General features: G+C 73.5%; 17 protein-coding genes and 1 pseudogene. 10 read left to right on the top strand and 8 right to left on the bottom strand.

Features of this window, described 5'->3' with window-relative positions:
* Positions 1–3: 3 nt before the first annotated feature.
* The 8 genes from ACH443_RS16350 to ACH443_RS16315 all read left to right on the top strand — a co-directional run bounded on the left by ACH443_RS16350 (position 4) and on the right by ACH443_RS16315 (position 10,785).
* Positions 4–972: an ABC transporter permease gene (locus ACH443_RS16350; RefSeq protein ID WP_430590897.1), complete on the top strand. Its 969-nt coding sequence runs from the start codon at positions 4–6 to the stop codon at positions 970–972.
* Positions 969–2,669 carry an ABC transporter ATP-binding protein gene (locus ACH443_RS16345; RefSeq protein ID WP_430590896.1) on the top strand — a complete coding sequence of 567 codons (1,701 nt, stop codon included), beginning with the start codon at positions 969–971 and terminating at the stop codon, positions 2,667–2,669. Before ACH443_RS16350 ends, ACH443_RS16345 begins: the two co-directional genes overlap by 4 nt.
* Complete coding sequence (locus ACH443_RS16340; protein ID WP_430590895.1) at positions 2,666–3,583, top strand: alpha/beta fold hydrolase; 918 nt, start codon at positions 2,666–2,668, stop codon at positions 3,581–3,583. The genes ACH443_RS16345 and ACH443_RS16340 overlap by 4 nt, the downstream gene beginning before the upstream one ends.
* Before the next feature lie 41 nt (positions 3,584–3,624).
* The gene (locus ACH443_RS16335; protein WP_430590894.1) at positions 3,625–4,800 is read left to right on the top strand and encodes a glycoside hydrolase family 1 protein; all 1,176 of its coding nucleotides are present in this window, start codon (positions 3,625–3,627) and stop codon (positions 4,798–4,800) included.
* A 168-nt stretch (positions 4,801–4,968) separates the two neighbouring features.
* Positions 4,969–7,254, top strand: a complete 2,286-nt coding sequence (locus ACH443_RS16330) for a glycoside hydrolase family 3 N-terminal domain-containing protein (RefSeq protein WP_430590893.1) — start codon at positions 4,969–4,971, stop codon at positions 7,252–7,254.
* Positions 7,255–7,300: 46 nt separating this feature from the next.
* Complete coding sequence (locus ACH443_RS16325; RefSeq protein ID WP_430553503.1) at positions 7,301–7,645, top strand: metal-sensitive transcriptional regulator; 345 nt, start codon at positions 7,301–7,303, stop codon at positions 7,643–7,645.
* A 45-nt stretch (positions 7,646–7,690) separates the two neighbouring features.
* Positions 7,691–8,071, top strand: a complete 381-nt coding sequence (locus ACH443_RS16320; protein ID WP_429763154.1) for a heavy-metal-associated domain-containing protein — start codon at positions 7,691–7,693, stop codon at positions 8,069–8,071.
* A 191-nt stretch (positions 8,072–8,262) separates the two neighbouring features.
* Positions 8,263–10,785, top strand: a complete 2,523-nt coding sequence (locus ACH443_RS16315; RefSeq protein WP_430590892.1) for a heavy metal translocating P-type ATPase — start codon at positions 8,263–8,265, stop codon at positions 10,783–10,785.
* Between the two features lie 82 nt (positions 10,786–10,867).
* Here the strand turns inward: ACH443_RS16315 and ACH443_RS16310 are convergent, their stop codons facing one another.
* Genes ACH443_RS16310 through ACH443_RS16295 form a run of 4 tightly spaced genes read right to left on the bottom strand, consistent with a single transcriptional unit; the run spans position 10,868 to position 13,596 of the window.
* Positions 10,868–11,659 carry an ABC transporter permease gene (locus ACH443_RS16310; RefSeq protein ID WP_430590891.1) on the bottom strand — a complete coding sequence of 264 codons (792 nt, stop codon included), beginning with the start codon at positions 11,657–11,659 and terminating at the stop codon, positions 10,868–10,870.
* Positions 11,656–12,627 (bottom strand): ABC transporter ATP-binding protein, encoded by a 972-nt coding sequence (locus ACH443_RS16305; RefSeq protein WP_430590890.1) that lies wholly within the window; start codon positions 12,625–12,627, stop codon positions 11,656–11,658. The genes ACH443_RS16310 and ACH443_RS16305 overlap by 4 nt, the downstream gene beginning before the upstream one ends.
* Positions 12,624–12,926 carry a transcriptional regulator gene (locus ACH443_RS16300; RefSeq protein ID WP_429763150.1) on the bottom strand — a complete coding sequence of 101 codons (303 nt, stop codon included), beginning with the start codon at positions 12,924–12,926 and terminating at the stop codon, positions 12,624–12,626. Before ACH443_RS16300 ends, ACH443_RS16305 begins: the two co-directional genes overlap by 4 nt.
* Positions 12,919–13,596 carry a hypothetical protein gene (locus tag ACH443_RS16295; RefSeq protein ID WP_429763149.1) on the bottom strand — a complete coding sequence of 226 codons (678 nt, stop codon included), beginning with the start codon at positions 13,594–13,596 and terminating at the stop codon, positions 12,919–12,921. The genes ACH443_RS16300 and ACH443_RS16295 overlap by 8 nt, the downstream gene beginning before the upstream one ends.
* Before the next feature lie 75 nt (positions 13,597–13,671).
* Between ACH443_RS16295 and ACH443_RS16290 the strand changes: the two are divergent.
* A pseudogene (locus ACH443_RS16290) lies at positions 13,672–13,950 on the top strand (hypothetical protein); the annotation flags it as partial.
* A 91-nt stretch (positions 13,951–14,041) separates the two neighbouring features.
* Positions 14,042–14,836 carry a CPBP family intramembrane glutamic endopeptidase gene (locus ACH443_RS16285; RefSeq protein WP_430590926.1) on the top strand — a complete coding sequence of 265 codons (795 nt, stop codon included), beginning with the start codon at positions 14,042–14,044 and terminating at the stop codon, positions 14,834–14,836.
* Positions 14,837–14,863: 27 nt separating this feature from the next.
* Here the strand turns inward: ACH443_RS16285 and ACH443_RS16280 are convergent, their stop codons facing one another.
* Genes ACH443_RS16280 through ACH443_RS16265 form a run of 4 tightly spaced genes read right to left on the bottom strand, consistent with a single transcriptional unit; the run spans position 14,864 to position 20,390 of the window.
* Positions 14,864–16,597, bottom strand: coding sequence for a dipeptide ABC transporter ATP-binding protein (locus ACH443_RS16280; protein WP_430590889.1), 1,734 nt, complete (start codon positions 16,595–16,597; stop codon positions 14,864–14,866).
* On the bottom strand, positions 16,594–17,685 hold the full coding sequence (locus ACH443_RS16275; protein ID WP_429763146.1) for an ABC transporter permease: 1,092 nt from the start codon (positions 17,683–17,685) through the stop codon (positions 16,594–16,596). Before ACH443_RS16275 ends, ACH443_RS16280 begins: the two co-directional genes overlap by 4 nt.
* On the bottom strand, positions 17,685–18,728 hold the full coding sequence (locus tag ACH443_RS16270; protein ID WP_429763145.1) for an ABC transporter permease: 1,044 nt from the start codon (positions 18,726–18,728) through the stop codon (positions 17,685–17,687). Before ACH443_RS16270 ends, ACH443_RS16275 begins: the two co-directional genes overlap by 1 nt.
* Before the next feature lie 21 nt (positions 18,729–18,749).
* Complete coding sequence (locus ACH443_RS16265; RefSeq protein WP_429763144.1) at positions 18,750–20,390, bottom strand: ABC transporter substrate-binding protein; 1,641 nt, start codon at positions 20,388–20,390, stop codon at positions 18,750–18,752.
* Positions 20,391–20,553: the final 163 nt, after the last annotated feature.

The following is a 20,553-nucleotide window of genomic DNA, read 5'->3' as shown; positions in this document are numbered from 1 at the left end:
CCGATGGCTGACCCGACCACCACCACCACCGCGACGATCCCGGACCCCGAGGGTCCCGCCCCCGAGGCGGCCCGCGGCCCGCACCGGCCCGCCCGCACCCGCCTCGGCCGCACCTGCCAGGTGCTCGGTCGCGCGTTCGCCACCGTCTGGGCCAACCCCAAGGCGCGAGTGGGCCTCGTGATCCTGGGCCTGTTCGTCCTCATGGCGGTCTTCGCGCCGCTGCTGGCGCCGTACTCCCCGCACGACGACTCGTTCGCCCGCAACGAGCCCGGCAGCGCCGCGCACTGGCTCGGCACCACCGGCGCCGGCGAGGACGTGCTGTCCCAGGTGATCTACGGCGCCCGCGTCTCCCTGCTCGTCGGCTTCGTCGCCGGCGGCCTGTCCACCGTCGTCGCCGTCGTCATCGGCCTGTCGTGGGGCTACCTGCGCGGCTGGGGCAACGACGTCGTCAACTTCCTCGTCAACCTGTTCCTCGTGATGCCGGGCCTGCCGCTGATGATCATCATCGCGGCGTACCTGCAGAACGGCGGGCTGCCGATGATCATCCTGGTCGTCGTCATCACCGGCTGGGCGTGGGGCGCCCGCGTGCTGCGCTCGCAGACGCAGTCCCTGCGCTCGCGCGACTTCGTCACCGCGGCGATCTTCTCCGGCGAGAGCTCGGCCCGCGTGATCTTCCGCGAGATCCTGCCGAACATGACCTCGATGATCGCGGGGTCGTTCTTCGGCGCCGCGACGTCGGCGGTGCTCGCCGAGTCCGGCCTGTCGTTCCTCGGCCTGGGCGACATGGCCACCGTGAGCTGGGGCTCGATGATCTTCTGGGCCCAGAACTCGATGGCGATCCTCACCGGCCAGTGGATCCTCCTGTTCGCCCCGGGTCTGTGCATCGCGCTGCTGGCGACCTCCATGACCCTCGTGAACTTCGGCGTCGACGGGTTGTCCAACCCGCGCCTGCGGGAAGGGACCGGCCGATGAGCCTGCTCGAGATCCAGGACCTGTCCGTCGTCTACGAGCCCCGCGGTGCCGTCCCGACGCACGCCGTGAAGCACGCGAACCTCACCCTGGAGCAGGGCGAGTTCGTGGGCCTGGTCGGCGAGTCCGGTTCCGGCAAGTCGACGCTCGGCTTCGCCGTCACCCGCCTCGCCAAGGCCCCGGCGCGCATCTCCGCCGGCCGCATCGTGTTCGACGGCACCGACATCGCGCACCTGGACGCCGAGGAGCTGCGCGTGCAGCGCCGCGGCGGGTTCGCGATGGTGCTGCAGTCGGGCATGAACGCGCTCAACCCGGTGCGCACCATCGCGCACCACTTCGGCGACATCTTCGCCGCGCACGGCCACGTGCCGAAGGGCAGGCGCCGCCAGCGCGCCGTCGAGCTGCTCGACAAGGTGCAGCTGCCGTCCACGGTGCTCGACCGCTACCCCGGCGAGCTCTCCGGCGGCATGCGCCAGCGCGTCTCGATCGCGCTGGCCCTGTCGCTCGAGCCGCGCCTCATGGTGTTCGACGAGCCCACCACGGCCCTCGACGTGCTGGTGCAGCACGCCGTCATGGACACCATCCGCGAGCTGCAGGCCGCGGAGGGCTTCACCGCCGTGCTCATCTCGCACGACCTCGGCGTCGTGCTGGAGTCCGCGGAGCGCGTCGTCGTCATGCACGACGGCGAGATCGTCGAGGACGGCGCCTCGCGGCAGATCTTCTCCGCACCCGCGCACCCGTACACGCAGATGCTGCTGAGCCACTACGCCGACCCGCGGGCCGAGGTCGTGGAGCTGCCGGGCTTCGAGCGCAAGGCACCTGCGGCCGCAGCGACCGGCGGGGCGGAGGACGGCGCGGCCCGCACGGGCGCTCGCGAGGGGCGCGCGGCCGCGCACGACGCGATCGTCGTCGACCACGTGTCGAAGGTGTACCCGCCGCCGCGCCGCGGCGAGAAGGCGGTCACCGCCGTCGACGACGTCTCGTTCCGGCTCGAGCCGGGCGCCGCGATGGCGCTGGTCGGCCAGTCGGGCTCCGGCAAGTCGACCATCGCCAAGATGGTCACCGGCGTGGAGCGACCGACGTCGGGCACCGTGACGTTCGGCGACCTGCGGGTCGACCGGCTGCGCCGCCGCCAGCTCAAGACGCTGCACGCGGACGTCCAGATGGTCTTCCAGGACCCGTACTCGGCGCTCAACCCGCTGCACACCGTGGAGTACACGCTCACGCGGCCGGTGGAGAACTTCACCGGGCTCAAGGGCGAGGCCGCGCGCGAGCGCGTGCTGGAGCTGCTCGAGACCGTGGGTCTCACGCCCGTGGAGCAGTACGCGGCCAAGCTGCCGCACCAGCTGTCGGGCGGGCAGCGCCAGCGCGTCGTCGTGGCGCGCGCCCTGGCGTCGGACCCGCAGGTGCTCATCGCCGACGAGCCGGTCTCCATGCTCGACGTGTCGCTGCGCGCCGGCGTGCTCAGCCTGCTGGAGGACCTGCGCGCCGACCTCGGCGTCTCGCTGCTGTACATCACGCACGACCTGCTGTCCGCGCGCGTCGTCACCGACCAGATCATGGTGCTGCACCACGGCAAGGTCGTGGAGTCCGGCGGCACCACGCAGGTGCTGCGGTTCCCCGAGGACGCGTACACGACCCAGCTGCTCGACGCGATCCCGCAGCCGGCCCGCCGCTTCTCCGACGGGGCCGCGTCGTGACCGCCCCCGCCCCGACGGCCGTCCGGCCCGGGGCGCCGTTCTCGGTGCTCCCGCTGCCGGACGGCGTCGAGCCGCTGGTGCTGGACGTGCCGGTGGGCCCGCTGACCGCGCTGCGGTCGGTCGTGCCGGACGGCGTGGAGCGCCGCGCCGTCGCGCTGCTGGTCCCCGGGTTCACCGGGTCGCGCGAGGACCACCGGCTGCTGCTGCCACTGCTGGCCGAGCGCGGGGTCGAGGCGTGGACGTACTCCCAGCGCGGGCAGGCCGACTCGGTCGCGCCTCGCGGGGTGGGCGCCTACCGCCGCGACGACTTCACGGGCGACGCGCTCGACGTCGCCGCCGTCGTGGGCGCGGCCGCCGGCCTCCCCGCCGGCGACCTCCACCTGCTGGGGCACAGCTTCGGCGGCACGGTCGCGGCGGCCACGGCCGTGCGCGACGCCGCGCCGTTCGCCAGCCTCACCATGCTCTGCTCGGGCCCGCACGGCTGGCCGGGGCGCAAGGACGCCGAGCGCGACCGGCTGCTCGCCGCCGCCGGGCTCGTCGACCTGTGGACGCTCGACAACCCCGGGCTCGCCCGGCGCCTGTCCGAGGACCCGGCCGCCCTGGCCGCCCTCGACGTCGACGCCCGCTTCCACCGCGACCGCTCGGTCGCGACCAGCACGGACAACCTGCTGGGCGCGATCGACGTCCTCGCCGACGTCCGCGACGTCACGCCCGGCCTGGCCGCCACCGGCCTGCCGGTGCTGGTCGCGCACGGCGTGGACGACGCGGCGTGGCCGCAGCCGTGGCAGCGCGCCATGGCCGAGCGGCTCGGCGCCCGCTACGAGGTGATCGCCGACGCCGGTCATCTCCCCAACGTCGAGAACCCCGCCGCGACGGCGGACCTCCTGGCCGGCTTCTGGACCACCTCCCGCTGAGCCACCCCCCGAACACCGCTCCACTACGTAAGGACCATCCCGTGCTGCACTTCCCCGAGGGCTTCCGCTGGGGCGCCGCCACCGCGGCCCACCAGATCGAGGGCAACAACGTCTCCAGCGACTGGTGGGTGCGCGAGCACGCCGCCGGCACCTCGATCGTCGAGCCCAGCGGCGACGCCGCGGACAGCTACCACCGTTACCGCGAGGACATGACGCTCCTGCGCGACGCCGGCCTCGACACGTACCGCTTCTCCATCGAGTGGGCGCGGATCGAGCCCGAGGAGGGCTTCGTCTCCCGCGCCGAGATCGCGCACTACCGCCGCATGGTGGAGACGTGCCTCGAGCTCGGCATCACCCCGATGGTCACGCTCATGCACTTCACGGTGCCGCGCTGGTTCTACGAGGAGGGCATGTGGCGCTCCCCGAAGGCGGCCGACCGCTTCGCCCGCTTCACCGAGCTCGCCCTGCCGATCCTCGGGAACGACGTCGACTACGTCTGCACCATCAACGAGCCCAACATCGCCGCGATGATCGCGGGCGGCGAGGACCCGGCCAACCTGGTCGCCTACGGGCTGCCCGCCCCCGACCTGCAGGTCGCGGACACGCTGCTGGAGTCGCACCGGCGCTCGCGCGAGATCCTCGCCGGCGTGGGCGGCATCAGCTCCGGCTGGACCGTCGCCACCCAGGACTTCCAGCCCGAGCCGGGCTGCGAGGACGTGGCCCACGAGTACGGCCACCAGCGCGACGACTGGTACCTCGAGGCCGCCCGCGGCGACGACTGGGTGGGCGTCCAGGCCTACACCCGCACCATCATCGGCCCCGACGGCCCGCGCCAGGTGCCCGAGGGCGTCGAGACCACCCTCACCGGCTGGGAGTTCTACCCCCTCTCCCTGGAGCACGGCGTGCGCTCGGCGTGGGAGAAGACCGAGGGCGTGCCGGTGTTCGTCACCGAGAACGGCATGGCGACCCAGGACGACGCGCGCCGCATCGACTACACCGAGGGCGCGCTGGCCGGCCTGCACGCCGCCATCTCCGACGGCATCGACGTGCGGGGCTACCTGCACTGGAGCCTGCTGGACAACTACGAGTGGGCCTCCGGGTTCCGCCCCACGTTCGGGCTCGTCGAGTTCGACAAGGAGACGTTCGAGCGGCGCCCGAAGCCGTCGCTGGGCTGGCTGGGCTCCGTCGCGCAGGCGAACGGCCTCACCGTCCGCTGACCCCGTCCGCGAGGTGGTACGGACCCTGCCGAGGTAGTACGGGCCGTGCCGAGGTAGTGGGCTGCCCACGACCTCGGCACGGCCCGTACTACCTCGCGGGGTGGGGTACTACCTCGCGGAGACTCGTACTACCTCAGCGATCCTCGACCGACGGAAGGCTCAGGAGCCATGACCGACCTGCCGTACCGCGACCCGTCCCTGTCCCCCGCCGCACGGGTGGAGGACCTGCTGAGCCGCATGACGCTGCCCGAGAAGGTCGGGCAGATGCTGCAGCTCAACGCGATGGACGACCTCGACGAGATCGTCGTCGGGCGGCTGGCGGGGTCGATCCTGCACGCGTCGCCGTCGCGCGTCGTCGAGGCGATCGAGCTGGCCCGCGGCACCCGCCTGGGGATCCCGCTGCTGGTGGCCGACGACGCGATCCACGGGCACGGCTTCTTCCCCGGCGCGACCGTCTTCCCCAGCCAGCTGGGGATGGCGGCGACGTGGGACCTCGACCTCGTGGAGCGGGCGGCCCGCGCGACGGCGGTCGAGGCCGCCGCGACCGGCCTGCACTGGACCTTCTCCCCCGTGCTCTGCGCGACGCGCGACCTGCGCTGGGGCCGCGTGAACGAGACGTTCGGCGAGGACCCGTACCTCATCGGCGAGCTCGGCGCCGCGATGGTGCGCGGCTACCAGGGCGAGGGGCTCACCGACCCGACGGCGGTGCTCGCGACGGCCAAGCACTTCGCCGGCTACTCCGAGACCCAGGGCGGCCGCGACGCCACCGAGGCCGACCTCACGCCGCGCAAGCTCCGCTCCTGGTTCCTGCCGCCGTTCGAGCGCGTGGTCCGCGAGGGCGTGCGCACCGTGATGATCGGCTACCAGGCCATCGACGGCGTCCCCATCACGACCAGCCGCTGGCTGCTGCAGGGCGTGCTCAAGGACGAGTGGGGCTTCGACGGCACCCTCGTCACCGACTGGGACAACGTGGGCCGCATGGTGTGGGAGCAGTTCGTCAGCCCCGACCACGCGGCCGCGTCGGCCGCCGCCGTCGGCGCCGGCAACGACGTCATCATGGCGACGCCGACGTTCTTCGAGGGCGCGCAGGAGGCCCTCGCCGACGGGCGCATCGACGAGACGCGGCTCGACGACGCGGTGCGGCGCATCCTGCGCCTCAAGGTGGACCTCGGGCTGTTCGAGGACCCGCGGGCGCCGGTCGGCGAGCGCATCGAGGCCGTCGTCGGCTCGGCGGAGCACCGCGACCTCGCCCTCGACGTCGCGCGCGGCTCGCTGGTGCTGCTGGAGAACGACGGCACCCTGCCGCTCGCGGGCGGCCTCGTGGCGGACGACGACGGGCGCGCGGGCGCCCCGACCGGTGCCGCGCCGCTGCGCGTCGCCGTCGTCGGGCCGAACGCCGACGACCCGCACGCCCAGCTCGGCGACTGGGCCGGCGCGTCGGGCCAGGTGAGCTGGATCCGCGACGGCCACCCGCGCGAGCTGACCGAGACGGTGCTGGACGGGCTGCGCGCCGTCGCGCCGCCGTCGTGGGAGGTGACGTACGCCCGCGGCGCCGACATCGTCGAGCTGGGACCCGACCCCGACGGCACGCACTTCCCCGACGGGCAGCCGCGCCCGCCGGCGGCCCTGCCCGCACCGTCCGACCCGGTCCTGCTGGCCGAGGCGGAGGACGCGGCCCTCTCCGCGGACGTCGTCGTCGCCGTGCTGGGCGACGCGGTCGCGCTGGCGGGCGAGGGCAGGTCGACCGCCACGCTGGAGCTCCAGGGCGGGCAGGCCGAGCTGCTGGAGCGGCTGGTCGCGACCGGCACTCCCGTGGTCGTCGTGCTCGTCGCCTCCAAGCCGCTCGTGCTGCCCGAGGCCGTGGGCCGCGCCGCCGCCCTCGTGCACGCCGCCAACCCCGGCATGCGCGGCGGCCGGGCCGTCGCGGAGCTGCTGCTCGGGCTGGTCGAGCCGACCGGCCGCCTGCCGATCTCCTACGCCCTGCACGCCGGGCAGCAGCCGGTCTTCTACCACCAGGTGCGCGGCCAGCACGGCACGCGGTACGCCGACCTCACGCAGCGCCCGCCGTACGTGTTCGGCGAGGGCCGGTCGTACACGACGGTCGAGTACTCCGGGCTGGAGCTGGACGCCGCCGACGTCGCGGCCGACGGCGTGGTGCGGGGCCGCGTCACCGTCGCCAACACCGGGGCCCGCCCGGCGGTCGAGACCGTGCAGGTGTACGTGAGCGACAAGGTCACGTCCGTGACCTGGGCGGACCGGGAGCTGAAGACCTTCCGCCGCGTGCCGCTGGCACCCGGCGAGAGCGTCGTCGTCGAGGTCGAGGTGCCCGCCACGGACTGCACGATCGTCGACGCCGCCGGCCGCCGCGTCGTCGAGCCGGGCGAGTTCGAGCTGCTCGTCGGTCCGAGCTCGCGCCGTGACGACCTGCTGGTGACGCCGTTCCGCGTCGGCTGACCGCTTCAAGGGTTGACGCATTACCCCCTAGGGGTATGGTGGACCCATGACCGACACCGGCACGCCCCTCCCCGACCTTGCGACCGACGGCGGCCACCCGCACGACGGCCCGCACGGCTACGCCTCCGACAAGGAGGCCTACCTCAAGCGCATGCGCCGCATCGAGGGCCAGGTGCGCGGCATCGCCCGCATGATCGACGAGGACGTCTACTGCATCGACATCCTCACCCAGGTGTCCGCCGTGACCAAGGCGCTGCAGGCGGTCTCCATCGGCCTCGTCGAGGACCACCTGGGCCACTGCGTCGTCGACGCCGCCCGCGCGTCCGAGGCCGAGGGCGCCGCGAAGGTCAAGGAGGCCGCCGACGCCATCGGCCGGCTCGTCCGGTCCTGACCCACGTCTCACCCCTGCTGATCCACCCTCGATGAAGGAGCACGCATGAGCACCGTCACCACCCTGGGCGTCACCGGCATGACCTGCAGCAACTGCGTCGCGCACGTGACCAAGGACCTCTCCGCCGTCCCCGGCGTCGAGGACGTCTCCGTCGAGCTGCACGCCGGCGGCACCTCCGACGTCACCGTCTTCTCCGACGCCCCGCTCGACGAGGCCGCGCTGCGCGAGGCCGTCGACGAGGCGGGCTACGACGTCGAGTCCGTCGCCGTCCAGCAGGACGCGCTTGCCGCCCAGCAGGCCGCGCAGGCGCCCGCCCGCCAGGAGGCGCACAACTGCGCCTGCGGCTGCGGCACCGGCGAGGCCTCCGCCACCGAGACCGGCCCGGCGCGGAAGACCTACGACCTGGCCGTGCCCCCGCGCGCCTGAGTCCCCGCTCCCCGGAGCCCATCCCCGCGGACCGCCTGCCGAACCGTCGCGCCGCTCGACCACCACGAGCCGCCGCGACCCAGGCCCTCCGCGCCGCGCCGCCGTCCCCCCGACCCGGCGCCCCCACCGCGACCCCGCCGCCCCGGGTCGTCGCGGGTGACCTCCACCCAGCACCTCAGGGAGTCACCCTCATGAGCACCCCCACGTCCTCGCCGGTCGACCCGGCAGGGCCCGCCGCCGGCCCTCCGATCCTGGAGATCGACCTCGCCATCGAGGGCATGACCTGCGCGTCGTGCGTGGCGCGCGTCGAGAAGCGGCTCAACCGCGTCGACGGCGTCACCGCGACGGTGAACCTGCCGCTCGAGAGCGCCCACGTCGAGCTCACCGCGCCCGTCGACGACTCCGCGCTGGTCGAGGCCGTCGAGAAGGCCGGCTACGGCGCCCGCGTCACCGGCCGCCGCGACGTCGCCCCGCCCGCCCCCGACCTGTCGGAGGCTCAGCGCACCCCGGTACGACCTCCGTCCGACACGTCCGCCCCCGGCGACGCCCGCGGGGCCGACCTCCGCCGTCGGCTCGTCGCGTCCGCGGCGCTCACCGTGCCGGTGGTCGCGCTGTCGATGATCCCCGCGCTGCAGTTCACGGGCTGGCAGTGGGTGGTCGCCGCCGCCGCGCTGCCGGTCGTGACGTGGGGCGCGTGGCCGTTCCACACCGCCGCGGCGCGGGCCGCCCGGCACGGCGCGTCCACGATGGACACGCTGGTCTCGCTCGGCGTGGCCGCCGCGACGCTGTGGTCCCTGTGGGCGCTCACGCTCGGCGGGGCGGGCGAGCTCGGCATGCGGATGCGGCCGTCGCTGATCCCGTCCGAGTCGGGCGGCGCGCCCGAGCTGTACTTCGAGGTCGCGGCCGTCGTCACGACCTTCCTGCTCGCCGGCCGCTACGCCGAGCACCGCTCCCGCCGCCGCGCCGGCGACGCCCTGCGCTCCCTGCTGGAGCTGGGCGCCAAGGACGCCGAGCGCGTGCGGCTCGCACCCGACGGCGCGCCCCTGACCGGTCCCGACGGCGGGCGCGTCACCGAGCGCGTGCCCGTCGCGGACCTCGCCGTCGGCGACGTGTTCGTCGTGCGGCCGGGCGAGAAGGTCGCCACCGACGGCGAGGTGGTCGAGGGCGCGAGCGCCGTCGACACGTCGCTGCTCACGGGCGAGCCGGTCCCGGTCGACGTCGGCCCCGGCGACGCCGTCACCGGCGCGACCGACAACACGTCCGGCCACCTGCTGGTGCGCGCCACGCGCGTGGGCGAGGAGACGACGCTCGCGCAGATCGGGCGCCTCGTGTCCCAGGCGCAGACCGGCAAGGCCCCCGTGGCCAGGCTCGCCGACCGCATCTCCGCCGTCTTCGTGCCGATCGTCATCGGGCTGTCGGTGCTCACCCTGGTGGGCTGGCTGCTGGCCGGCGCAGACGTCCAGCTCGCCTTCACCGCCGCCGTCGCGGTGCTGATCATCGCGTGCCCCTGCGCCCTCGGCCTCGCGACGCCCACCGCCCTGCTGGTCGGCACCGGCCGCGGCGCGCAGCTCGGCATCCTCATCAAAGGCCCGGAGATCCTGGAGTCCACCCGCCGCGTCGACACCGTCGTGCTCGACAAGACCGGCACCGTCACCGAGGGCCGCATGCAGGTGGAGCGCGTCGTCGCCGAGCTGTCAGGGCCAGGAGCAGGTTCTGATGGCCCTGGCCCTGACAACTCACGGGAGGACGAGGTGCTGGCGTACGCCGGCGCCGTCGAGGCCCTGAGCGAGCACCCGATCGCGCACGCCGTCGCGGCCGCCGCACGCGAGCTGTCAGGACCAGGAGCACGTTCTGATGGTCCTGGCCCTGACAGGTCGGGCGGGACGGGGGCGGACGGCGTCGGGATCGGCGCGCTGCAGGCGTTCGACTTCCGCGCGACGCCGGGCGGCGGGGTCGAGGCGGTCGTGCGGCGGGCGCACTCGGGCCTCGCCGGGCTCGCCGCGGACGGCGGGCTCAACGCCCGGCGGGTGCTCGTCGGGCAGCCGTCGTGGCTGGCCGGGCAGGGCGTCGCGTTCGACGGCGACCTCGCGGCGGCGTTCGCCGACGCCGAGGCGACCGGCGCGAGCGCCGTCGTCGTCGCGTGGGACGGCGCCGCCCGCGGCGTCGTCGTGCTGCGCGACCCGGTCAAGGCGACCTCCGCCGAGGCGGTGCGCGAGCTGCGCGACCTCGGGCTCCGGCCGGTGCTGCTCACCGGCGACGGCGAGGGCGCGGCCCGTGTCGCCGCCCGCGAGGTCGGCATCGCCGAGGAGGACGTCATCGCCCGCGTGCTGCCGCAGGACAAGGCGGCGGTCGTGACGCGGCTGCGCTCCGAGGGCCGGGTCGTGGCGATGGTCGGCGACGGCGTGAACGACGCCGCCGCCCTCGCCACGGCGGACCTGGGGCTCGCGATGGGCACGGGCACCGACGTCGCGATCGAGGCGAGCGACATCACGCTCGTCCGCGGCGACCTGCGCTCCGCGCCCGCAGCCGTCCGGCTCTCGCGCGGCACGCTGCGCGTGATCAAGCAGAACCTGTTCTGGGCCTTCGCCTACAACGTGGCGGCGATCCCGCTCGCCGCGGCAGGCCTGCTCAACCCGATGATCGCCGGGGCGGCCATGGCCGCGTCGTCCGTCATCGTCGTCGGCAACTCGCTGCGCCTGCGCCGCGCCGGCTGACCCTCCCGCGATGGTGTGGGCGCGATGTCGGGGACGCATGGTCCCCGACATCGCGCCCACAACACAGCCGGTGGCAGGCAGGTCAGCGGAAGCGGCGGCCCTCGTCGCGGCGGTAGGCGCCGGCGGCGAGGACGGCGAACAGCACGGTCCAGCCGAGCAGCACGACCCACGCCAGCCCGTAGGCGGGCTCGCCGGTGAGCGCCTGCACCAGCAGGTCACGACCGGCGCGCGTCGGGGTGGCCTGCGAGATCGCGTCCAGCCACTCCGGGAACGCCTGCGGCGGCAGGAACAGGCCGCCCGCGAACGCCAGGGGGAACAGCACCGCCTGCACGACCGGCAGCGCGGCCTTGGCGGACAGCGAGTACCCCACCGCCATGCCGAGCAGCACGAACGGCACGGAGACCAGCAGGATGGTGCCCACCCCGGCGAGCAGCTGCCCGAACGTCACGGTCGCCGCCGTGAAAAGCCAGCCGATGAGGATCAGCGGGACCAACCCGAACAGCGCGAAGATCGCGCCGTTGCCGATCCGCGCGACCATCCGCGGGCCGGGGCCGGCGGGCAGGGAGCGCAGGAACGGGTCGAACGGGAGCTGCCGGTCCTCGGCCACGCCCAGCCCGTAGGTGAACAGGCTCGCCGAGCAGACGGCGAACAGGCCGAGGCTCGCCACCGACATCGTGGCCCACAGCGGGTTCTGCGCGACCTCGCGCTGCGGCACCACGAAGAAGAACATCGCCAGCGCGGGGAACAGCATGTTGCCCAGCACCGCGATGGGCACCCGCACCGTCTCCAGGAACTGGTAGCGCAGGTGCAGCCAGGTCAGCCGCAGCGGTCCCGGGGCCGTCCCCGCCCGGGCGGGGGTCGTCGTCGCGCTCATCGTGCCGCCTCCGTCACCATCTCCTCGAACGCCTCCTCGAGGCTCGCGCCCCGGATGCGGAGGTCGTGGAAGTCCACCTCGCCGCGCACCAGCGACCGGACGAGCTCGTCGGCGTCCGCCGTGTACAGCTCCTGCGTGCCGTCGTCGAGTCGTTCGGCGCGCACGACGCCGGGCCACGCGGCCAGGTCGGCCGTCGCGCGCAGCGCCACCCGCCGCAGGCCCACGCGTCGCAGGATGGCGTCGAGCGTGTCGTCCGCCCGCACCACGCCGCGGTCGATGACGACGACGCGCTGCGCCAGCGCCTGCACCTCCTCGAGGTAGTGGCTGGTGAGCAGGACCGTGCCGCCGTCCGCGTGGTAAGCGCGGATCGCGTCCCACAGCGCCTGGCGGGCGCCGACGTCGAGCCCGGTGGTGGGCTCGTCGAGCAGGACGACGCGCGGCCGCCCCACCAGCGACAGCGCGACGGCGAGCCGCCGCTTCTGCCCGCCGGACAGGGCGCCCGTCTGGCGGCGGGCCAGGTCGGCGAGCCCGAACTGCTCCAGCAGCTCGCCGGTGGGCACGGGGTCGGCGAAGTGCCCGCCGACGAAGTCGACCACCTCGCGCACCCGCAGCGTGGCGGGCAGGCCCGTCTCCTGCGGGGTGATGCCGAGGCCGGCGCGGCTGGCGGCGTCGCGCGGGTCGCCGCCCAGCAGGCGCACGGTCCCCGCGTCGGGGCGGCGCTGGCCGCTGACCAGCGAGAGCAGCGTGGACTTGCCGGCCCCGTTGGGCCCGAGCAGGCCCACGAGCTCGCCGGGTCCGACGTCGAGCGACACGTCGTCGAGCGCGACGACGTCGCCGAACCGCCGGGTGACACCGCGCACGGCGACGACGGCGGGGACCGCTGCGGGCCCGGGGTCGGGCGCGGCGGCGGGCACGGGCGGCGTGTCGGCCCGGGCGGGGGCACGCTCCGGGGGGCGGGTGCGGGTCATGATCCGGCTCCTCTCAGCAGGCCGGTCAGGGCCTCTTGGTAGTCCTCGAACGCGCGGCGCCCCTGCGGGGTGAGCGCGAGATAGGTCGCGGGGGTGCGGCCCTCGTGGGTCTTGGTGACGCGGACGTAGCCCGCGTCCTCGAGCTTGCGCAGGTGGGTGGACAGGTTCCCGGCGGTCATGTCGAGCAGCTTCTGCAGCCTGGGGAAGCTCAGCTCGTCGCCGGCGTCCAGGGCGGCGAGCGTCGCGACGACGCGCAGCCGGGCGGGCGCGTGGATGACCGGGTCGAGGGCGTCAGCCACGGCCCGCCCCCTCCCCCGCGCGGCGCCGTCGGCGCACGATGCGCAGGTGGTCGACGAGGGCCATCACGAGGAAGCCGCCCCCGCCGGCGAACGCCATCACGAGGTAGGTGAGGGGCAGGCCGGCGAGCGTCGCGGCCGCGGCGACGAGCAGGATCCACCCACCCAGGACGAACAGGGAGCGGTCGTCGAACGCGACCGCCCCGCCCAGGTACAGCAGCCCGACGACGAGGCACGCGCCGCCGTTGCTGGCGAGGCCCATGAGCTCCCCGTCCGCGCCCGCGCGGGCGAGCCCGCCGAGGAACGCGCTGAAGGTGAGGAAGCCGAGCATCCACGCCCAGCCGTACATCGCGCCCGTCCGGGCGGAGACGCCGCGCGTGCCGGACGTGCGGCTCATGGTGTGCACCATCGTGAACACGACGGCCGCGGCGAGGGCGCCGGCGAAGACCCAGTACGCCCAGGCCTCCGGCTGCTCGCGGCCCTGCGCGCTGAACCACAGCACCAGGTAGCCGGCCAGCCAGGCGACGCCCCACGCGCCGTAGAGCGCGCGGCCGTCCGGCCCGAGGGCCGCGCGGGCCCGGTCCTGCTGCTCGCGGATGAGCCGGAGCGAGTCGGCGGCGGCCAGCCCGGCGTCGTCGGTGGCGTCGCCAGGGCGGTCGGGGTGGTCGGTCATGGCTCCCTCTCGAGGATCCTGCAGACGACTTTGCGCTGCAAACTGGTTTGTTGATCATGACACCGAGCGGCTCCGCGCACAACCCCCCTCGCCTACGCCCCGGAGATCGCCCGGGCCATGCTGCAGCGCCAGCAGGCGGGCGCGATCATCGCCGCCCGGTCGCGGATCGTCGAAGGCGCCGTCTCGATGGTCGCGGACGCGCTGAACCGCCTCGAGTCCGAGGGCGTCGTCACGCTCGACGACGAGCGCCGCGCCACCACGGTCTCCAACCTGCTGGTGGTGCGGTGCGGCGAGAGCCGCGCCACCCCGTCGTCACGCGGGATCGCTGCACCTGTGACGCCCGCGCGCCCCTGAACCCGGGGACCAGCGCTCAAGGACGCCGCCGTCCTCCTGACCGTCGTCCAGGGGCGGGTGCTATAACCGGACGGTGGCCGACCCGCAGACGATGACGCCCGCGGCGCGACGCCGCACCACCGCCGAGATCTGGATCGTGCTGGGCCTCAGCCTGGGGCAGAGCGGCGTGTACGCCCTGGTCAACATCATCGCGAGGCTCACGGCCGAGACCCCGCTCGCGGAGCAGTCCGCGACCCTCAACGCCAGCCAGTCGGACCGCTCGCTCCTCGACCTCACCTACCAGCTGCTGGGGATCTTCTTCGCGCTGGTCCCGGTCGCGCTGGCGCTGTACCTGCTCAGCGGGCGGGCGGGCGCCACGTGGCGGGGCACGCGCCGTCGGATCGGCCTCGACTGGGGCCTGGAGGACGCGCGCCCCGGCCGCGACGTCGCGTGGGGCTTCGCGCTGGCCGCCGCCATCGGCATCCCGGGGCTCGCGTTCTACGCCCTCGGCCGCCTGCTCGGCATCACGGTCCAGGTGCAGGCCAGCGCCCTGAACGAGCACTGGTGGACGGTGCCGGTCCTCGTCGTCGCCGCCCTGCAGAACGGTCTGCTCGAGGAGGTCGTGGCCGTCGCGTACCTGCACGAGCGCACCCGCGACCTCGGGTGGTCCCGCCTGTGGTTCGTGGTGTGGAGCTCGCTGCTGCGCGGCTCGTACCACCTGTACCAGGGCATCGGCCCGTTCTTCGGCAACGTCGTGATGGGGCTGGTGTTCTCGTGGTTCTACACCAGCCGGTGGGGCCGGCATCGGGTGGTGCCGCTCGTCGTCGCGCACACCCTGCTCGACGTCGTCGCCTTCGTCGGCTACGCGCTGCTGCCGCAGGGGTGGAAGGACGCGCTCGGCCTCTGATCGGCGACCGAGCGCGTCCCGCCGGGGTCAGCGCTGCCGGAGGGCGAGCAGCTCCTCCCGGTGCACGGCCTGCGCGTCCGGGTCGGGCACCGGCAGCGAGGCCAGCAGCTGCTTCGTGTAGTCCTCGCGCGGGGCGCCGAGCACCTGCTCGCCCGTACCCTCCTCGACCAGGTGCCCGCGGTAGAGCACCGCGATGCGGTCGGCCAGGAGGTCCACGACGGCGAGGTCGTGCGACACGAACAGGCAGGCGAAGCCGAGCTCCTTCTGCAGCTCGGCGAAGAGCTCCAGCACCCGCGCCTGCACCGACACGTCGAGGGCCGACGTCGGCTCGTCGGCGATGAGCAGCTCCGGGTCGAGCGCCAGGCCGCGCGCCAGCGACGCGCGCTGCCGCTGCCCGCCCGACAGCTCGTGCGGGAAGCGGTCGCCGTAGCTGCGGGGCAGCTGGACGGCCTCGAGCAGCTGGTCGACGCGGCCGCGCGCGGCCTCCGGGTTGCGCACCCGCCCGTGCACGACCAGCGGCTCCGCCACGCACTCGGCGATGGTCAGCAGCGGGTTGAACGACGTGGCCGGGTCCTGGAACACGAACCCCAGCCGCGGGCGCATCGCCTTGAGGTCACGCCCCTTGGCGCCGCGCATCTCGGTGCCGAGCACCCGCAGCGACCCGCCGCTCACGGGCGTGAGGCCGGCGATCGCGCGGGCGATCGTCGTCTTGCCCGAGCCCGACTCCCCCACCAGCCCCAGCACCTCGCCGGGGCGGATCGCGAGGTCCACGCCGTCCACCGCGGTGAACGCCGGCTGCCGGAACCGCCCCGGGTACGTGATGGTCAGGCCCTCGGCCCGCACCACCGGCTCGGACGCCGCCCACCCCTCCGGGCGGGCGGCGGCGCGCTCGACGGCGCGGACGGTGCCCTCCCCGACGCGCGGCACGGCCTTGAGCAGCGCCTTCGTGTAGTCGGCCTGCGGGTCGGTGAACAGGTCGCCCACCGGCGCCTGCTCCACGACCTTGCCCTGGTACATCACGGCGACCCGGTCGGCCAGGTCCGCCACCACGCCCATGTTGTGCGTGATGAGCACGATCGCCGTGCCGGTCTCGTCGCGCAGGTGGCGCAGCAGGTCGAGGATCTCGGCCTGGACGGTGACGTCCAGCGCCGTCGTCGGCTCGTCCGCGACGATGAGGCTCGGCCCCAGCACCAGCGCCATCGCGATGACGATGCGCTGCTTCTGCCCGCCCGAGAACTGGTGCGGGTAGTGGTCGACGCGGTGCTCGGGGTCGGGGATCCCGACCGTGCCGAGCACCTCGATCGCCCGTCGCCGCGCCTCCTTCTTCGACACGTCGCCGTGCGCACGGATGCCCTCGGCGATCTGCCACCCCACCGTGTACACGGGGTTGAGCACGCTGGAGGGCTCCTGGAACACCATCGCCACGTCGCGGCCGCGCACCTGGCGCAGCTTCGACGCCGAGACCGCGACGACGTCCGTCGCCGCGCCGTCGCGCCCCGTGAGGACGACGGCGCCGCTCGTGGTCGCCGTCTCCGGCAGCAGGCCCAGGATGGTCTTGGCCGTGACGGTCTTGCCGGAGCCGGACTCGCCGACGACGGCGAGCACCTCGCCCGGCTGGACGTCGAGGCTCACGCCGGCGACGGCCCGTACCGGCCCGGCGTCCGTGGCGAACGAGACCTCGAGGTCCCTGATCGACGCGACAGCACCGTTCGGCGCGACCGCGCCGTTCGATGCGGCGGCGCTCGATGCGACGGCGCTCATGCGTCGCCTCCCTTCGGGTTCTCCTCCGAGTGCTCGGCGGACGCCGGGTTCTCCGGGTCGGAGGCGTCCGCCTCGACCGACGTCGCCGCGACCGCCCCCGCCACCTGGCCGGAGCGTGCACGCGAGCGCAGGCGCGGGTCGGCCAGGTCGTTGAGCGACTCGCCCATGAGGGTCATGCCCATCGCCGCGAGGACGATGGCGAGACCCGGGAACAGCGCGGTCCACCAGATGCCGGAGGTGACGTCGGCGAGCGAGCGCTGCAGGTCGTAACCCCACTCGGCTGCCGCCGTCGGCTCGATGCCGAAGCCGAGGAACCCCAGGCCGGCGAGCGTGAGGATCGCCTCCGACGCGTTCAGCGTGACGATGAGCGGCAGCGTGCGCGTGGAGTTGCGCAGCACGTGGCGGGTCATGATGCGCCAGTGCCCGGTACCGAGCACGCGCGCCGAGTCGACGAACGCCTCCGCCTTGATCCGCACCACCTCGGCGCGCACCACCCGGAAGTACTGCGGCACGAACACCACGGTGATCGACAGCGCGGCGGCGAGGATGCCGCCCCACATGCTCGACTGCCCGCCCGAGATGACGATGGCGAGCAGGATCGCGAGCAGCAGGGACGGGAACGCGTAGATCGCGTCCGCGATCACCACGAGCACCCGGTCGAGCCAGCCGCCGAAGTAGCCCGACACCAGGCCGAGCAGCACGCCCACGACGATCGACGCCGCGACCGCGACGATCACGACGAGCAGGGACGTCTGCGCGCCCCACACCACGCGGGACAGGACGTCGTAGCCGCCGACGGTGGTGCCGAACCAGTGCTCCGCCGACGGTGGCTGCTGGGCACCGAACGCGACGCCGTCCCCGCTGCGCAGCTGCGACCAGCCGTACGGCGCCAGGAGCGGCGCGAAGACCGCGACCAGCACGAACACCGTCGTCAGGACGAGGCCCGCGATGAGCATGCCCCGCTGGAGCCCGACGCTCTGGCGCACCTGGTGCACCACCGGCAGCTTCTTGAACCAGGCACCGCGTCCGGCGACGTGCTCGGGGGCTGCGCCGGCCGTGCCGACGCTCGTGATCTCTCCGCTGGTCATCAGTACCTCACCCTCGGGTCGATCAGGGCGGCGAGGACGTCCACGAGGAAGTTCGTCACCGCCACGACCACGGCCATCAGCACGACGATCCCCTGCACGGCGACGAAGTCGCGCGCCTGCAGGTACTCCGACAGCTGGAAGCCGAGGCCGCGCCACTCGAACGTGGTCTCGGTGAGCACGGCGCCCACGAGCAGCATCGCGACCTGCATGCCGGCCACGGTGATGATCGGGATGAGCGCCGGGCGCCACGCGTGCTTGCGCACGAGGCGGCTCTCCTTGACGCCCCGCGAGCGGGCCGCGTCGACGTAGCCGGTACCGAGGGTGCCGATCATGTTGGTGCGCACGAGGCGCAGGAACACGCCGGCCGTGAGCAGGCCGAGCGCGATCGCCGGCAGCGCGGCGTGCGACAGCACGTCGAGCACGACCGCGGGGTCGCCCGTCTTGAACGCGTCGATCAGCATGAACCCGGAGTCGGCGCCGGCGAGCTGCATCGCGATCTCCCCGTCGGTGGACACGCGGCCCGCCACCGGGAACCAGCCCAGCCAGACGGAGAACACCAGCTTGAGGATGAGGCCGGCGAAGAACACCGGCGTCGCGTACGCGAGGATCGCGAGGATGCGGAGCACCGCATCGGGCAGACGGTCGCGGAAGTAACCGCTGACCATGCCGAACGGGACGCCCAGCACGAGAGCCACGAGGATCGCGTACGACGCGAGCTCCAGCGTCGCCGTCCCGTAGGTGGTGAGCACCTCGGTGACCGGCCGGTTGTCGCTGATCGTGGTGCCGAAGTCGCCGGAGAAGATCCCGGTGAGGTACTCCCAGTACTGGACGACGATGGGTCGGTCGTAGCCGGCCGCATGGATCAGCTCGGCGAGCTGGTCGGGCGGAAGCTTGCCGCCCAGCGCGGCGGTGATGGGGTCACCGGTCGCGCGCATGAGCACGAAGACGGTGGTGACCAGGATGAACACGGTGGGGATGATGAGCAGGAAGCGCACCAGGACGTAGCGTCCCAGTGCGCTCCCTGCCGTGCTACGTGCAGACACGAGAAGTGCTCAGTCCGTCTCTCAGCCCTTGGCCAGCGCGGCGTAGCGGACCTTGAACGACGCGTCGAGGGTGTCCTCGACGCCCGTGACGTCGGCGCCGGTGACCGCGACCTGCGCACCCTGCAGGTACGGGACGGTCGACAGGTCCTTGGCCTCGGCCTCCTGGATCTGGCCCAGGAGCTCGGTGCGCTTCGCCTCGTCGGCCGTGACGGCCTGCTCGAGGATCATGTCCTCCACGTCCTGGTTCACGTAGTGGTTGCCCAGGAAGTTCTCCTTGAGGAAGAACGGCGTGAGGTAGTTGTCCGCGTCCGAGTAGTCCGGGAACCAGCCGAGCTGGTAGGCCGGGTAGACGTCGGACGTGCGGTCCTTGGAGTACTGCACCCACTCGGTGGTCTGCAGGTTGACGGTGAACAGGCCGTCCGCCTCGAGCTGGTCCTTGATGAGCGCGTACTCGTCGCCCGACGACGGGCCGTAGTGGTCGTTCGAGTACTGCAGGTTCAGCTCGACCGGGGTGGTGACCCCGGCGTCGTCGAGGCGCTTCTTCGCCGCGTCGGCGTCGGCGCCGCCCTGGCCGTCGCCGTACATCTCCTTGAGCGGCTCCGTGGCGCCGGTGAGGCCGTCCGGGACGAAGGAGTACAGCGGGGTGTAGGTGCCCTTGTAGACCTGGTCGGCCAGGGCCTCGCGGTCGATGAGGTCGGCGACGGCCTGGCGGACCGCGGTCGCCTTCTTCGGGTCGGCGTCCGGCTGCTTCTCGCCGTAGGGCTGGGTGTTGAAGTTGAACGTGATGTAGCGGATCTCGCCGCCGGGCCCGTCGACGACCTTCACCGCGTCGTCGCCGCGCAGGTCCTCGATGTCCGTGGGCGACAGCGACCGGAGGGCGACGTCCACCGAGCCGTCCTGCACCTCGAGCTTGAGGTTGGAGGCGTCCGTGAAGTACTTGGCGGCGACCTTCGGCGTCTTGGCCGCGCCGAGGATGCCCTGGTAGCCGTCGTACGCCTCGTAGCTGATGAGCTCGTTGGCCTTGTAGCTCGTGATCGAGTACTGGCCGGCGAACGCCTTGCCGTCGACGATCTCCTGGTCCGGCGTCACGGCGTCGGCCGAGAAGACGTCCTCGTCCACGATGGGGCCCACAGGGGACGACAGGATCTGCGGGAAGATCTGGTCGTCCGCGCTCTTGAGCTTGAAGACGACGGTCGTGTCGTCCGGCGTCTCCACCGAGTCGAGGTTGTACAGCAGCGACGACGGGCCGTTCTCGTCCGCGATCGCGAGCTGGCGGTCGAAGGTGAACTTGACGTCGGAGGACGTGAGGTCGTTGCCGTTGGCCCACTTCAGGCCCGGCTTGAGCTTGACCGTGTACTCCTTGGGCGACGTGAACTCCGCCGACTCCGCGATGTCCGGCTCCACGTCGGGGCTGCCGTACGGGGTATTCAGGAGGAACGGGTAGATCTGGTTCATCACCGCGAACGACCCGTTGTCGTACGACCCGGCCGGGTCGAGCGACGTGATCTTGTCCGTGGTGCCGACGACCAGCGACTCGGCGCTGCCTCCGCCGCCGCTCCCGCCGTCGCCGGAACCCCCGCCGCACGCGGTCAGCACCAGCGCGAGCGCTGCCGTTCCTGCGGCGCCGGCGAGCAGCCGTCGCGAGCCTCTGATGGCACTCATGGTCGTGGTCCCCTTCGTCCAGGCCGGCCGCGGCGGGTGGCCGCGGACTCGTCACGATGCGGGTTTCTAGCACACCGGTGTGTCGCTCCCGTCACGGGTGTGGGTCACACCCGGGGGCAGGTTCGCATCGTGGTCCGGGAACCTACCACCGCTCTCTACCTCG

Source organism: Isoptericola sp. NPDC019571 (assembly GCF_044389385.1).
Classification (GTDB): Bacteria; Actinomycetota; Actinomycetes; order Actinomycetales; family Cellulomonadaceae; genus Isoptericola; species Isoptericola nanjingensis.
The sequence above is the reverse complement of the archived record's forward strand: the minus strand, read 5'-3'. Positions and strand labels throughout refer to the sequence as shown.